Source organism: Streptomyces sp. SPB162 (assembly GCF_029504575.1).
Taxonomy (GTDB): domain Bacteria; phylum Actinomycetota; class Actinomycetes; order Streptomycetales; family Streptomycetaceae; genus Actinacidiphila.
This window is the reverse complement of sequence record NZ_JAQFII010000001.1, coordinates 2,444,368-2,457,748: the sequence shown is the minus strand read 5'-3', so window position 1 is coordinate 2,457,748 and position 13,381 is coordinate 2,444,368. Positions and strand designations below refer to the sequence as shown.

The window sequence follows — 13,381 nt, the reverse complement described above, 5'->3', positions numbered from 1 at the left end:
CGTGTCTCCAAGAGGTCTGCTGGTGGGCCTCGGGCCCGCCCGGCGAGGGGCGGGCCCGTGAGGGCTATGCGGGGCGCACCTCGTCGCCGTCGTCCAGGAGCATCGAGAGGGTGGAGCCGCTGTCCCAGGTGACGTAGAGCTGGGCGAGGTTGGGGTCGTACCGGTGGACGGTCCCTTCGTCTCCTTCGGTGAGTTCGGTGTGCGGGTCGGTGGTGTGGATGAGGGCGATGCGGTCGCCTCGCTTGTAGGTCATCGGAACCCCTTCGTTGCTTCTATTCTATATGCATTTAGAGCAGGGTCAAGATCACCGATGCGAGATTTTGGGGGCGTCTGCCCTGGTCAGGCGGCTACCTTGCGCACCAGGGCTTCGACTTTCTGCAGTGCCGCGAGGAAGGTTGCCTGGGAATGCAGCTCGTCACGCCGCTCGAAGGCGCCACGTGCCCGCTCGGCGGCCTTCGCGATCAGGTTGCCATCGTGCAGGGTGTCGCCGCAGGCGATCAGGACGTGCGGGCCCAGGTCCCAGATGATCGCGTTGACGGCGGCCCCAGCGGCAGCGAGTTCGTCAATGTCGGTCAGCGACCATCCAAACCCGTGCGGGTCGGTGTTCCTCTCCCGCATGATCTGTGCGGCCGCGCGGTACATCCCGCCGGTGCCGCCGGCGGGCTCATCGAACTTCATCCCCGGCGTGAGGTTGTCGTCGAGCAGCATCCGGGCCATCAGCTCGGCGACCTCTGGCGGCGTGTGAACTTCCGCGAGAGCGTCGTGGGCCCCCTTCGAGCGCATGATGGCCAACAGGGCGCCCATCACGTCCGTGGTGGATCGGTAGTACGGGTCATCGTTGCTGGTCAGGTGTAGCAGGCCCCTCGTGAGAGCGGCCTCGACCACTGCCCTGACGGCGCGGGCGCGCGTCGGTCCGGGATTCTCGTCCTCAACCCATCTGTGCAGCGGGGTGGCTCGGTCGATCAGGTCCGGGCGCATGAGCCACCAGCGTGCCCAGCATTCACGGAATGCGGTGAGGAGCTGGTCGTCATCAAGGCTGAGCCACCAGTCGGCGGCGAGGTAGGCGTCAGGGCCGCGCAGGGGCCACAGAGCGAGCGTGGCCCCTACGCCCATGGGGACTTCGATGCCCGGTCCGCCTTGGGCGTGATGCCAGGCGTAACTGACGGCCTCGGCGATCTCGAAGGCGGTCTCGTGCGGGTTCCTTTGCGTGGGGCGGTAGCGGCCGAGCGTCGGCTTGACCGCAACCGGCTTGGATCGGGGCTGAGTGGTGACGGGTGTGAGCGCCGGCGGGAGGTCAGTGAGGTATCTGCGGGGCGTCGCAGCGGGGGCGAGTGGAGCTGAGGGTTCGTCGGGGGTGTTCGCGTCAGCGAACAGGTCGAGCTGGCTCATGCCGTTTCTCCTGGATCAGCGGATGTCGGGTCAGCCCTGGACTTCGAGCGGGGGGTAGTGGATGAGGAGTTCATGAGCGATCTCGCGGCCGATGTGATCCATGAGGGTGCGGATCTGCTTCCTGTCGCCGCCGAGGTAGAAGGCCAGGTCGAGGACCTGGGGGGCGGCGGTGTAGTCGAGGAGCTGGCGGTACTGCTGCTGGGTGAGCGTTGCGAGGTCGTCGGGCCGCAGTGCCCAGCACGCGGTGGCGGCGCTGTCGATGAGGTTCGTGGCGGCGCGGAGCGTCGCGTCGTCGGGTTGGCGGGTGGCGATGACCAGGAACATGGCGCCGAAGTGGTGCTCCGGGGTGTTGATGACTGGTGTCGGGGGTCGGGCGGGCATGGGTCCTCCGGTTCGGGTGGGCGCCCCACCACCCAAATGCTTCTTTTCTATGGGCATTCGGAGTGTGGTGCACCCGTGATCAGGTCGGGAAGGGCTGGCCTAGCTGCGGGAGAAGTCCACGACCAGGGCTGTCGCGTTGTCGGGGACGTCCTCTGGCCCGGCGGCCTTCAGCGCGTCGGCGACGCACATCGTGGCCGCGTCCTTGGCGTCGGTGGCGAGGTCGAGGATGCCGCCGACTTCGCGCCCACGCCGCTCCAGCGGGGCGTGGACGCCGTCGGTGCACAGCAGCAGTCGGCGGGCGTACTTCCGCTCGACCACCCCTGCCGTGATGGAGCCGCGCATCAGGCAGGAGGTGATGAAGTCCCGGTCGTACGGGCCGGGGGTTCGGCCACGGGACCGCTGCTCCTCGGCGAAGTTGTGGTCACGGGTGAGCGGTACCGCCGTGCCGATCGGGGTGAGCCGGTAGGCCCGCGCGTCGCCGCACCAGGCGAAGCGGATGAGCGGCGAGCGGTGGTCTGCCACGGCGACGACCGCAACGGCGCTGGGGTCGGTCGCGGGGTCGAAGCCCCAGCGGCTTTCGTTGCGGGCCTCGATGCGCGCTGCCGCGAGGGCGCGGGCGGGATCGCAGTACAGGGCTGCGGCGCGGGCGACGCGCGGTGCGAACTTCTGGGCGAAGCGGCGGGCTTCGGGGGTGTCGCCGACGCCATCGAGCACGGCGAAGGCCCAGCGACCGCTGCCCTTGTCGCGCTTGACGGCGTAGGCGTCGCACTGGTGGGCGCGCCCGCCGCGATGCTGCGCCACGCTCACGTCCGGCGCCACGGCGAACGTGCCGGACAGCAGGCCGGCGGCGCGGCGCACGGCGTCGGCGCTCAGCGCGGGCAGCGGGGTGAAGTCGCCGGTGCGGTCGGCGGGGCCGGTGATGACAACGGGCCCACGCAGGACGGGCGGGCGGCTTCCGCTGGTGACGCTCATCCATGCTTGCCCGGCGACGTTGTTGACGGTCTCCCTGTTCTGTCCGACGTGGACGACGGCTCTGCGGCCGAGCGGGTAGGCGCGTGCGCCGTGGACGTAGAAGCGGATGCAGCGCAGTTGGTCGGGCCGGTGAGAGTCGAGCATGATCTCGTCGACTTGACCGTCGGGCTGGACGAGCAGCGCGGGGGTTGTGGCGATCACTGGAGCGGTCCAATCGTGCGCGGGGCGAGGCCCCGGGGGTTCGACGGCAAAGGGATGGCGATGTCGCGGGCGTCTGGCAGCGGGTGGACGTAGAAGTAGCCGGGCGGATGGGTGCGGAGGTTGGCCAGCCGGGCGAGGAATGACACGTCGCCGATGAGGGGGCCCCACGCCGCGCCCGGCTTCTGGAGCAGGTCGAACTGGAGGAGGAGCCGCCCGTCGTCGCCGTGCAGACGCCACAGGGCGTACTCCCCGGGGCCGTCGGTCTGGGTGGCGATGATCGTCTTGATGCGCGGCTCGATCCCGGCCGCGGTCGCGCAGAGGCGTCTCAGCACCGCCCGCGAGAGGTCGCGGGTGGCCAGGCAGACCTGGCGGTCCGCGATCGGACAGGGGTCGACCGTTGTCACGTGTGTCCTCCTTGGCATAGGGCCGCCCGGCGGCCGGGTTGTGTTGTCACCGGCTGCCGGGCGGAGTTCGGGTGGGGGTGGGTCCCCCTTCTTCTTGGTTCTATTCTATATGCATTAGGGGGGTTTGCAAGATTTCGGGTGCTTTTTCTTTCCCGGAGACCGAGCTAATTCCGCAGCTCAGCGGGGGTGCCATCTGTCGCCAGCTCCCTTACGTGGAGGACGAGGCGCGATCCGCTGACCACATGTCCGATCCTCATGTCCGGCCCGACGACCCGCGTGTGATCGTCGTCCTCCAGGACGCCCTGGTCCACGAGTCCGTCCACGCACGCCTTGAAGCTCGGGTACCAGTTGGCCGGATCGCGGCGCCCTCGGTCGTCGGGGTGCAGCACGCCGATGATGTGGGCCCTCTCCAGAACGGGCAGTTCCCGCGAAGCCGCCCAGGCCGCGCGCCGCAGAACCCTGGTGATGTCCGCGCGGCGGAGGTGGTGAAGCCGCTGGTTGGAGTTGAGGAGCAGCAGCCGCGGGGGCAATGCCACACGGAAGCGGCGCCCCGGCATCCCGTCGAACCAGTCCGTCGGCTCAGGCGCAGGCTGCTGGAGCTGGAGCGTCGCCGGCGGCGGGCCGGAAGCCAGGGGGGCGTCCTCTGGCGCGTATCCGCTCTTGCGCCTGGTCCCCGCTCCGGTGACAGCCGTGGGGTGAAGGCTGGAGGCGAGGATGAGGCGCTGGCGGGCCCCGGTGGCCGCGTCGGCGACCAGGGCGCGCATGTCCCCTTCCTCGTACCGAACGATGCGGATGCGAGCACTGTCCTGCGGGTGGCAGGCCGCGAAGAAGCGGCCGTTTCGTATGTGGCTCATGGGCGTTCCCGGTTCACCAGCGTGACCATGGCGGGCTCGATGGCGACGATCCTCAGCACGCCGGCGCGGGCGAGTCGCAGCGAGAGGGAGGCAACCCGCCCTCTCGGGTGGTTGGCGAACCCTGCGCAGATGGCGGGGGCTTCCGCCCCGAGCGTCTGATGGCAGACGATGTGCCCTTCGTCAGCCACGGCCTTCTTGACCATGCTCGCGACGCGGCCGGGTGCCAGGTTCATGAGGTTGCCCGGCCGGAAGATGCACGTGGTGCAGCGGTCGCCGCATACCCGGACGCTCCAGGTCGCCGGGTCCGCGACGTCATCGCGCAGCCTGTCGGCCGAGCCCGTGGCAGCACCGTTCACCGGTGGGCCCCCGTGGTGGCCGCGATCACGGCTTCTCCGGTTGCTGCCAGGAGCGTGTGCATGCACGCGGGCCACAGGTCTGGGTCGCTGGAGGTGTACGCGGCCTGGTAGAGCGCCACCGCCGTGTCCTTGTCGTTGTTGAGGGAGGCGGCGAGGAAGCGGGCGGCGAACAGATGGTGCGGGGGGACGATGTCCTCCGGACGCAGGTCGCCTACGGTCCGAATGCCCCAGAAGCAGGCGTGGGAGCGGGGGCCGTGCATCTTCGTCAGCGCCGCCGTGGCGATGGTGGCGATACCGCAGGCGACCCCGTACATCATCGACGGCGTCTGCGTCTCCGCCAGCATGGCGAGGATCTGCGCGGACTCCTCATGGCGTCCCTCCACCCAGCTTCCGACCGCCTCCCAGACCTGGTCGGCTATCTCCTCGTGCATCAGCACACCTTTCCGTTCGTCATGTCGTAGCGGGGTATGGGGCCGCCCCGGGTTTTTCCCGGGGCGGCCACGGCTGGAAGGTCAGGTGCGGGGGGTCTTGGGGGCCTTCTTGATGGCGCTGCCCTCGTCCGGGAGCTGCTTGGTGCCGTCGACCAGGGCCTTGAAGGAGGCTCCGGCGCGGAAGCGGACCGCGCGGGTGGCCTCCACCTGTACGCGCAGTCCGGTCTGCGGGTTGCGCGCGAGCCGCGCCGGACGCGCCACGGGTTCGATCGAGCCGAAGCCGGTCACGCTGACCCTCTTCCCTTCGGCCACTGCGCGGACGATCGAGTCGAAGACGGCTTCCACTGCCTCTGCGGCGACGGTCCGGGAGCCGATCTTGGCGGCGACGTCCTCGATGAGGAGCTGCTTGTTCATGGTTTTCCCTGCTGTGAGTTGGGGTGAGGAACGTGGCCGAGGTCAGGTGGCGGACTCGTCGAGCGCCAGGGCCCAGTGGTTGGCGGCTCGGGGAACCGCTCGGGCGACGTAGGCGACGGCCTCCACGGGGATGTCCGCGTAGCTGCCGTAGGTGCGGCGGCACAGGTTGCCCTGGGCGGTGGTGACCGGATTGGTGTGCGAATCCGGGTCGTTGCTGCCGATCAAGTGCGCCCACCGCTCGTAGACGCCCTCCTGGGGCTGGTGCATGTGCAGCCGGACACCCATGCCGTACTCCACGCCGTCATGGAAGATCGCTGCGAACTCGATGCCGGGCGCGGGCAGATCCGGGTTGAGCTGCGCGATGAGCGCCACGGCCGCGACCGGGCCGAGCAATTCGCGCATGGGTCGTTGGTCGGTCATGCGTCCTACTCCTTCGGGGGATCAGGCGACGTCGGGCAGTTCGAGCTGCTGTGCGTCCGGGTCGTCCTCGTCGTCCAGCGGGTTGGGCCCGGGGATGTAGAAGGGCTCGCAGTTGGTGCACTGCTGCTCGACGGCGCGGCGATGGGCGCGTGATCCGGCGGCGGTTCCGCACGACTTGCGGATGACCGCCGGTGGCAGCTCGGATGGGTCGGCGTCCGGCAGGGCGTGAACGACGACGCCGTTGAGCCAGATTCGGCCGCCGCAGACGCCGTCGAAGTCGCTCTTGGCGGGCAGTACCTGCCGGATGCAGGCGGCTCGGTAGTGACAGCCGCCGCAGACGTAGAGGACGGGTTCGCAGATGGCGACCAGGTCTTTGCCGGTCTTCCACCGGTTGTCGGCCACGGCGAAGTCGGTATCGCCCCAGCACGGCGCGTGCTCGGTGACGTGCGTGCCTGCCAGGGCGCTGCGAGATCCGGTCACAGGACGGGCTCCAATCGCTGGCCTATCCACCGCGCGACGTTGACGGAGACCGCGTTGCCCGCCTGCATGGTCTGTTCCGCCTGATTGCCGTAGACGACGTACTTCGTGGGGAACCGCTGCCCTTCGAGCTGTTCGCGGGGCTTGAGCATGCGGAAGTAGCAGTCGGCGATGTCCGGCGCGGAGCGGACCAGGGCGGCCGAGTCGCGGGTGGACAGGGTGTGGACGGGTTCGGCGGCCGTCTTGACCGCGGCCTTGCGGTACGGCACGACGAGGGTGTTCCTCGCCCGCTCGGGCACTCGGCCGGCGTGGGTGACCAGGCCGTGGTGGTTGCCCTGTGCGGTGACCCCGCTCAGGGGGTTGCTCGCGGGGCTGGCGGTGGCGTGGTTCCGGAACTCGACGATGAACGGGTTGACCGTCAGGAGGGCTTCGCTCTCGCGGGTGGTGCGAGTGCGCAGGGGCACGTCGACGGGGACTGCGTCGGTGTTCCACGAGCCGCCGGTCGGCACCAGGAGGGCGTCACCCTGCTTGGCCGTACGGGTCGGCAGGGGCCGGTCCTCGACGGCGTACGCGCGGTCACCGCCCTCCTTGCCGTGGGTGAGGGTGATCGAGCTGGGGCGGTACGGGAACTTGATGAGGCCCGCGCGGATGCGGTCCATCGTGGTTTCCACGAGGGGCTTCTTGCGGTCGCCGATGCGCGTGCCGAGGTCGTCCCAGTTGATGATGTCGCTGGCCGGGCGGACGTACGGCTCGACCATGGCGTGGCGGCACCGGCTGTTGGGGCAGCGGTAGATGTAGTCGCGCCGGTACTTCCCGATCCGTACGCCTTCGACGTTCCACGCCTGAACGGCGTGCACGTCCTCGCCGCAGTCCACGCAGGGCGCGAGCGGCCTGGGCGCCAGGTCTGGCTTGCGCATGGTCTTGAGGGTGAAGACCACGTACATCCGGTCGCGCCACTGCGGGGCGCGCAGGTTGACGTCGTCGCCGACGTGGGCGCTGCTGACGCACACGATCTGGTACTGGTAGCCGAGCAGTTCCATCGCTTCGAGCCATTTCGGGAACAGAATCCAGTCGAGGCCGAACTCGACGACGTTCTCGACGACGATGGCCTTGAACCGCTTGGCCTCGGCTGCCCGGACGACACACCAGCCGGTGACCCGGGTGCGTTCGAAGGCATCCTTGGTCAGGGCCTCCCAGTCTTCGCCCTCGTCGATCAGGTCGAGCAGGTTCATCTGGTTGGTCTCGCGCCGCCGCCCGCCCGCGGGGCTGATCTCAGTGCAGATGACCGAGGCCCACAGGACGTCGGCGTTGGGCAGGTAGCGCATCGGGAAGCCGGAGATGTCGATGCAGGCGTGGTCGGCGTTGCGGTGGTTGGCGGCGTGGGTGTCGATGGCGAGCTGCCAGTGGTTGATCCCGAGGATCAGTTCATACCCGGCTTCGACGAGGCCGGTGCTGCTGCCTCCTGCGCCGCACAGCAGGTCGATGACTGTGGCCATGGTGGTAGTCGTTCTCCAATGAGGTCTGCGCCGCCCGGCCCCGCACGTTGCGGGGCCGGGCGGCGGCCAGGATCAGTAGGTGCGGAAACCGCTGTGCGTCTGGGCGTGGCGCAGGAACGCCGTCCAGCGCCCCCAAGTCGGATCGCCGACGGGCATCTCGGCGATGTCCACGTGCGGGTGGGCCTCGTAGGCGGTGAGCGCGGCACTGATCTCGGCGACGGTGACGAGGAAGCCGTCGTTGTTCGCGAGCTTGAAGGTGGGGATGCCGGTCGGCTCGGCCTCCGCCGCGTCCAGGACCGCCTGGTAGGCGGCCCGGTACTCCGCGATGCGGTTGGCCGTGGCCTGGTCGGGCTGGACGCCACGCTGGAAGTTCTCCACCGCCAGGCCGTAGGCAGAAAGGGCCGGGGCGGACGGGACGGGCAGCTCGGTGAGCATCCCGAAGTTGTTCATGGCGTCGAGCGTTCGCGGCATCGCGAACCACCCGAAGTGGAAGCAGTTCTCGTTGCCTTCGGCGAGTGTGCCGTCAAGGTTCTGGACGTACATCTGGAATCCCACGGGTTGTTCTCCAAGAGGTCTGTGACCGTCCGGCCCGGGGCGGGCGGGCCGGACGGTGTTCAGCGGTGGGCGGCGTGTCGGTGGTGCTGCTGGCCGCAGGTGGTGCACCTCGGAAGCCGCTCGCGGGCCTCCCAGCGCAGTTCGTCGACGACGAGCACGGCGAGGCCGGCGGCGACGCCGAGGGCGAGCGCGAGCAGGGCGAACGTGACGGTCATCGCGTCACCTCGTCGCGGGCCGGGCAGGGCTGCATGAGCCGAAGGCAGGCGATGAACACGGCGTGTGCGTCGTTGGTCTTCAGCGCGTTGTCCAGCGCGGCCTGGGCGCGGTCACGCTCCTCGCCGTTCTGCACGTGGGCGATCACGCAGGCGCACGGGCGCTTCGCCGCCTCTTCGGCCGCGCTCGGCTGGCTGGCCTCCGCGCCGGACATCAGGCGCTCACCTGGCCGACGTGGGCGAGGTAGACGGTGACGATCTCGCCGTTCAGTTCCCAGATGGTCAGCGGCCAGTCGGTGCCGCCCTGTTCGTGGATGCACCGCCAGCCGCGCTCGGTCAGCTCGTGGGTGGCGTAGCCGTACTCCTTGACCGCCGCGTGCCGGTCGTCGAAGGGGCCCTGGACGAGCTTGCTGATACGCCGGTGGTTCTTCGTCACGCCGTCCATCTGGACGGACATGAGGTCGATCAGCTTGGGCGCGAGGCGACGTTCGGTGACGAAAGTGGAGATCGCCTGCACGAGGGGGACGACGTTGTTGCCGTGCTGCGCGTGCTCGCCGTCGACGGTGGAGTTGTAGACCATCTCGTCGATGGTCGGGTTGTCCTCGTGGGCGCGCCTGACGTGCCAGCCCTCGACCTCCGTGGGGTCGAGGGGCAGTTCTTCGACAGAGGAAATCCACAGGTGCGATCCGTCGGTGAGCTGCGCGGTGATGCCGAACATGCCGCCGCAGATCTCGACGTCGGCGACGAGCGGGATGCGTCGGAGCGCGGTGATGACCGGCTCGTAGGCGTTCCACACCTTGCGCCACAGCGGATCGTCGGTGTTGCCGTGCACGGGCATCGGGGCCATCTGCGCGAAGTGATTGCTCACGGGTTTCTCTCCAAGAGGTCTTGTGCCGTTCAACAGTACAGAGTTGGGATCTACTTTGGAACGGATTGAATCGCCTCGGCTAGCAGATGGGGGGCCTCCGACGCTGCTCTCGCACCCCTCGGGCGATGGCGGTCAGGGCCGCCAGTTGGTCGGCGCGCTGCTGGGCGGCGTCGCCGATGCGCCGTGCGTGATGGGCAAGGCTGCGCGCCTGCATGAGGGCGTGGTGGTTGTCGCGTGGGTCGAGGTGCATCTCCGCGCCGCCGATCTCGTTGATGAGCTCGGTGACGATCGAGTCCCGCACGTGCTCGGCGTGACCGAGGCCGTCGAGGTCGCGCTCCCGCTCGGCCCGATCCTTGAGATCGGCGATCTCGATCAGCATGTCGCCGACACCCTCGGGGTCCTCGCGGTAGAGGTCGGCGAGGGTACGGATCTGCTCGTGAGCGGCGGCGCTGCCGTCGAGTACGAGCGCGCCGTTGTGTGCGCGGCGAAGAGTGGGCAGGTAGCTCATGGCGTCCTTCCGGGGTCGAGGGGGCCCTTCCCCCTCTTCTTGGTTCTATTCTATATGCAATATTGGGGATGTCCAGATTCCTGGTGAAATATTCGTTCGCGGGCCTAAGTTTTTTTGCTGCCTGCGGGCCTTGGACTCAAGCAGCGCCTCGCGCGCAGCCCTGCGAGCGGACTTCACCGACTCCGGCCGCTCCTCAACCTGCTGACGGCGGCTGGCCGCACCCTCGTGCCAGTCATCCCAGAACTGCCCGCGCGCCTGGTGCTCCGCCGCCTTCGCCTCCTCCCGCTCCCGCTGGCGGCCCGCGCGCGGGTTGGTGCCACACGCACGGCAGGAGGCGGCAGGGCGGCCCTGGTGGCGCGCACAGCCCTTCTGCGGCTCCTCCTCGCCGTCCGGCCGGGAAGTGTCTGTCGAAGCGGGCGCAGGCTCCCCTACGGCGTCAGCCGTGGGGGTAGGGGGGAAAGGAAGGACAGAGGAAGGACCAGGGAAGGAAGGGGTTCCATCGCTGGAACCCAGTGGGTTCCCCCCGTGGAACTCATCGGGTTCCACCGGTGGAACCCGGCCTTCTGGCGCCTCCGGGTTCCCCCCGTGGAACCCTGCCTCTGAACCAGGGTTCCCCGCGTGGAACCCTGCCTCCACCTGCGGTTTCTGTGCCTTCTGCTGCCGTTTGGCCTCGCGCGCTTCGACATCCTGATACGTCATCGCAGGCTTGGCCGGAGCCGAACGCACCACTCCGGCGCGTGCCTTGCGGGGGTTCTTGGGGGCAGCCTTGCGGGCCTCGGCAGCCGCTTTGAGATCCGGGGTGGTTGGCGTCGGTGGTACGCCGAGCGGGAAGACCCGGTAGACCGCAGACCGGCCCGCCTTGCCGGTCTCGACACGCTCGACGAGGCCCTTGGCTATCAGCTCCGTGACGATGGTGATGGCGCGCTTGTCGGTCACGCCGACCCAAGCGGCAAGGCGGGTCAGACCAGGCCGGGCAAGACGCGTCTCGTCGTCGGCACTGTCGGCGATCTTCATGAGGGCGAGCTTTCTGGCTCTGGCTGAGCACGTCGGGCGGCAGATACGCCGCAGCGATCATGAGTTGGATGGACACGGTTCCCCTTGGGCGGTACGAGCGTGGCGGCAGGACGGGGCGCCCCGCCCGTGGTTCACGGGCGGGGCTGAGGAGTCAGGGGTTCCGGGTCAGGCTGGCCCGACGTTGATGATCGGGGCCGTCTTCTTCCCAGTCTTCCGGCGTGGGACGGGCAACCCGGCCGCCTTGAGGTTCCTGACCATCCGATCGGAGTCCGGCTTCATCGGCACGGGGATGCCGGCAACCTCGTGGAGGTCGACCATCGCCTCCACGTCGTCCTTCTCCTCGTCGTTCCCGCCACGCCAGGACAGCTTGTTGGGCCCGTAGACCCCGGCCGGGGACTGGTCCAGCTTCTTGCGCGCGAACTTCTTGATCCGGTCGCCCTCACCCGCGAGTTCGTGTCCTTTCACGTAGTCGATGAGCGCCTGCTCGCGGTCGGCGTCGTTGTGGATCAGCGCCGTCTGCTCCGGCACACCCGGGGCCGTACCCGGCCAGCACAGGGAGCGGAAGGGGCAGTAGTCGCAGATGGCGTCCAGGCCAGGCCCGTTGAAGTCGCGCGGCATCTCCTCGGGGTCGCCGGTCTCGCGCACGCGCTCCACCCACCACTGGGCCTCGGCCGCCCGCTGAGGATCGAAGTCGATCTCCTGGATGTGCTCCGCGCCGCTGTCACGGTTGATGAAGCGGAAGCGAATGCGGCCGATCTCCAGTGCTCCCAGGCGGGACAGGTACCGCTGGCCGGGCACGTCTTCGAACCCCACCTCGTGCAGCGCGCCCGCGTACAGGTAGACCTGGCGCAGCTCGGCCGCCGTCGCCCCGTAGCGGAGGACGCGGTCCCACAGGTAGGTGGACTTCGTCTTCACGTCCTCCACGGTGAGTACGTCCGCCGGTATCACCGGTCTGTGCCGGGCAGGCAGGCGGGCGGCTGTCGTCGCGTCGAGCTGCACGACATCGACGTGCCCCCGGATCAGGTCGTCCTGGACGCTGCGTTCCACGAGCCATCCGTACTCCGTACGTGCCGACTCCAGCAGGCCGTAGTGGATGAAGGTTCCGAGGATCGCGGCGCGCTTGTCGGCATGGTCGGTCGGTGTGACGCCGTGCAGGATGTACGCGGCGCGTCGGCCGCACACGGTGTCGGATGCACCGAGCTGGGTTTGCAGGGAGCGGGGACGCCGGGCGTCGACGTCATGGGCCGCGTCCCAGATCGAGGGCGCGGTCCCGTCGGTGATGGTGGCTACGGACATGCGAGTTCTCCAAGAGATGGGTGGGGGCCGGTCACTGCTCGGCGTCCGCGTCCTGCTCGGCGGCCTTCCGCTTGGCGGCGGCGCGGAGCTTGTCGGCGTCGGTCAGTGGGCCCTCACCCATCTCCGAGCGCGGGTTGTCCAGTTCGGCGGCCCGCTGCTCGGCGGCGGACCGGATGGTGGCGATCTCCTCCCGGTCGAGCCGGTTGACCGGGTCCGGTACCGCGCGCCAGAGTGCGCCGAGGGCTTCCTTGTCGTTCAGCGCCGCGATGCGGGTCAGCCACGGCTGGACCGAGTCCCCGGCGAGCGCGGGCATGACGCGCGGTTGCGATTCGATGGAGCAGCCGAGGCCGTTGAAGACCAGGTCCTCGATGTTGAAGTCCCGCAGGGTGAGCGGCTTCCGCTGCTCCACGCGCATGCGGAGGGAGCGGACCTTGACGATCTGTGGGTCGGCGTCGCGCTTCATGCGCACCCAGCAGGTGGAGTCGAAGCCCAGGTCCTTCTGGGCCGAGACCTTCCACTCCGTCTGGTTCTGGATCGGCTGGCCGTTGTCGTCGGTGGCGCTGACCTGTTTGCCACGGGCCAGGACGATGGCGATTCCGGGGAGGGTGCGCAGCAGGTAGATGATCCTGTTCCAACGCTCCAGGGCGTCGTTCCACAGGTTCCGGCCGATGTCGAAGGGCGCGTCGGGGTCTTCCTGGAGCAGCTTGCGGTTCTTCCGCGTCCTGCGGCCCCGCTCGTACGTCCAGTTGGTCAGCATCCGCCACAGAGCAGATCCCGAGTCGATGGTCAGGACGACCGGCGGCTCTCCGGCCGCCGCCGCACGCCGGGCTTCGGCGTGTACGGCCTCGACCTGTTCGAGGATGTCCCGGTAGGTGCCGTCGTGTTCGATGATCAGGTAGTTCGCGCCTTCGATCGCCGCGTACTCGTCGGCCGACCCCTCGTCGAGGTCGATCCAGTACATCTGGCCGATGCGCTCAGAGGCGGAGAACTGGGCCGCCGAGTAGGTCTTGCCGGCGCCCTCTTCTCCCTCGATGAGGATCAGCGGCCACGGCACGATGCCGGTCGGCTTGCGGGTCTTGAGCTTGATGGCGGCCGGCTTGGCGGTGCCCGCGGGTGTGGTCACGATCTGGCTC

The 13,381-nt window shown here is 69.0% G+C and carries 19 protein-coding genes and 1 pseudogene; all 20 read right to left on the bottom strand.

Annotation, left to right across the window (positions count from 1 at the left end):
- Positions 1-64: 64 nt before the first annotated feature.
- Positions 65-253 (bottom strand): DUF4314 domain-containing protein, encoded by a 189-nt coding sequence (locus M2266_RS11420; RefSeq protein WP_277438098.1) that lies wholly within the window; start codon positions 251-253, stop codon positions 65-67.
- Between the two features lie 86 nt (positions 254-339).
- Positions 340-1,389 carry an N-6 DNA methylase gene (locus M2266_RS11415; protein WP_277438097.1) on the bottom strand — a complete coding sequence of 350 codons (1,050 nt, stop codon included), beginning with the start codon at positions 1,387-1,389 and terminating at the stop codon, positions 340-342.
- 30 nt (positions 1,390-1,419) lie between these two features.
- Entirely contained in the window at positions 1,420-1,770 is a 351-nt protein-coding gene (locus M2266_RS11410) for a hypothetical protein (RefSeq protein WP_277438096.1), read from the bottom strand.
- A 99-nt stretch (positions 1,771-1,869) separates the two neighbouring features.
- Positions 1,870-2,943, bottom strand: a complete 1,074-nt coding sequence (locus M2266_RS11405) for a protein phosphatase 2C domain-containing protein (protein ID WP_277438095.1) — start codon at positions 2,941-2,943, stop codon at positions 1,870-1,872.
- The gene (locus M2266_RS11400; protein WP_277438094.1) at positions 2,940-3,347 is read right to left on the bottom strand and encodes a hypothetical protein; all 408 of its coding nucleotides are present in this window, start codon (positions 3,345-3,347) and stop codon (positions 2,940-2,942) included. Before M2266_RS11400 ends, M2266_RS11405 begins: the two co-directional genes overlap by 4 nt.
- A 164-nt stretch (positions 3,348-3,511) precedes the next feature.
- The gene (locus tag M2266_RS11395) at positions 3,512-4,201 is read right to left on the bottom strand and encodes a hypothetical protein (RefSeq protein ID WP_277438093.1); all 690 of its coding nucleotides are present in this window, start codon (positions 4,199-4,201) and stop codon (positions 3,512-3,514) included.
- A complete protein-coding gene (locus M2266_RS11390) occupies positions 4,198-4,557 on the bottom strand; it encodes a hypothetical protein (protein ID WP_277438092.1) in 360 nt (119 codons plus the stop codon). Before M2266_RS11390 ends, M2266_RS11395 begins: the two co-directional genes overlap by 4 nt.
- Positions 4,554-4,988, bottom strand: coding sequence for a hypothetical protein (locus M2266_RS11385; RefSeq protein ID WP_277438091.1), 435 nt, complete (start codon positions 4,986-4,988; stop codon positions 4,554-4,556). Before M2266_RS11385 ends, M2266_RS11390 begins: the two co-directional genes overlap by 4 nt.
- 96 nt (positions 4,989-5,084) lie before the next feature.
- Positions 5,085-5,402: pseudogene (locus tag M2266_RS11380) on the bottom strand (HU family DNA-binding protein); the annotation flags it as partial.
- Between the two features lie 42 nt (positions 5,403-5,444).
- A complete protein-coding gene (locus tag M2266_RS11375; RefSeq protein ID WP_277438090.1) occupies positions 5,445-5,822 on the bottom strand; it encodes a hypothetical protein in 378 nt (125 codons plus the stop codon).
- 21 nt (positions 5,823-5,843) lie between these two features.
- Positions 5,844-6,302, bottom strand: coding sequence for a hypothetical protein (locus M2266_RS11370; RefSeq protein ID WP_277438089.1), 459 nt, complete (start codon positions 6,300-6,302; stop codon positions 5,844-5,846).
- Positions 6,299-7,795 (bottom strand): DNA cytosine methyltransferase, encoded by a 1,497-nt coding sequence (locus tag M2266_RS11365; RefSeq protein ID WP_277438088.1) that lies wholly within the window; start codon positions 7,793-7,795, stop codon positions 6,299-6,301. The genes M2266_RS11370 and M2266_RS11365 overlap by 4 nt, the downstream gene beginning before the upstream one ends.
- A 72-nt stretch (positions 7,796-7,867) precedes the next feature.
- Positions 7,868-8,350 carry a hypothetical protein gene (locus M2266_RS11360; RefSeq protein ID WP_277438087.1) on the bottom strand — a complete coding sequence of 161 codons (483 nt, stop codon included), beginning with the start codon at positions 8,348-8,350 and terminating at the stop codon, positions 7,868-7,870.
- Between the two features lie 59 nt (positions 8,351-8,409).
- Entirely contained in the window at positions 8,410-8,565 is a 156-nt protein-coding gene (locus M2266_RS11355; RefSeq protein ID WP_277438086.1) for a hypothetical protein, read from the bottom strand.
- Positions 8,562-8,777 carry a hypothetical protein gene (locus M2266_RS11350; protein ID WP_277438085.1) on the bottom strand — a complete coding sequence of 72 codons (216 nt, stop codon included), beginning with the start codon at positions 8,775-8,777 and terminating at the stop codon, positions 8,562-8,564. The genes M2266_RS11355 and M2266_RS11350 overlap by 4 nt, the downstream gene beginning before the upstream one ends.
- Positions 8,777-9,430 carry a hypothetical protein gene (locus M2266_RS11345; protein WP_277438084.1) on the bottom strand — a complete coding sequence of 218 codons (654 nt, stop codon included), beginning with the start codon at positions 9,428-9,430 and terminating at the stop codon, positions 8,777-8,779. Before M2266_RS11345 ends, M2266_RS11350 begins: the two co-directional genes overlap by 1 nt.
- Positions 9,431-9,509: 79 nt before the next feature.
- Positions 9,510-9,938 (bottom strand): hypothetical protein, encoded by a 429-nt coding sequence (locus tag M2266_RS11340; protein ID WP_277438083.1) that lies wholly within the window; start codon positions 9,936-9,938, stop codon positions 9,510-9,512.
- Between the two features lie 45 nt (positions 9,939-9,983).
- Positions 9,984-10,952: a hypothetical protein gene (locus M2266_RS11335; protein WP_277438082.1), complete on the bottom strand. Its 969-nt coding sequence runs from the start codon at positions 10,950-10,952 to the stop codon at positions 9,984-9,986.
- Between the two features lie 165 nt (positions 10,953-11,117).
- Positions 11,118-12,248, bottom strand: a complete 1,131-nt coding sequence (locus M2266_RS11330) for a PD-(D/E)XK nuclease family protein (protein WP_277438081.1) — start codon at positions 12,246-12,248, stop codon at positions 11,118-11,120.
- Between the two features lie 31 nt (positions 12,249-12,279).
- A complete protein-coding gene (locus M2266_RS11325; protein WP_277438080.1) occupies positions 12,280-13,371 on the bottom strand; it encodes an AAA family ATPase in 1,092 nt (363 codons plus the stop codon).
- Positions 13,372-13,381: the final 10 nt, after the last annotated feature.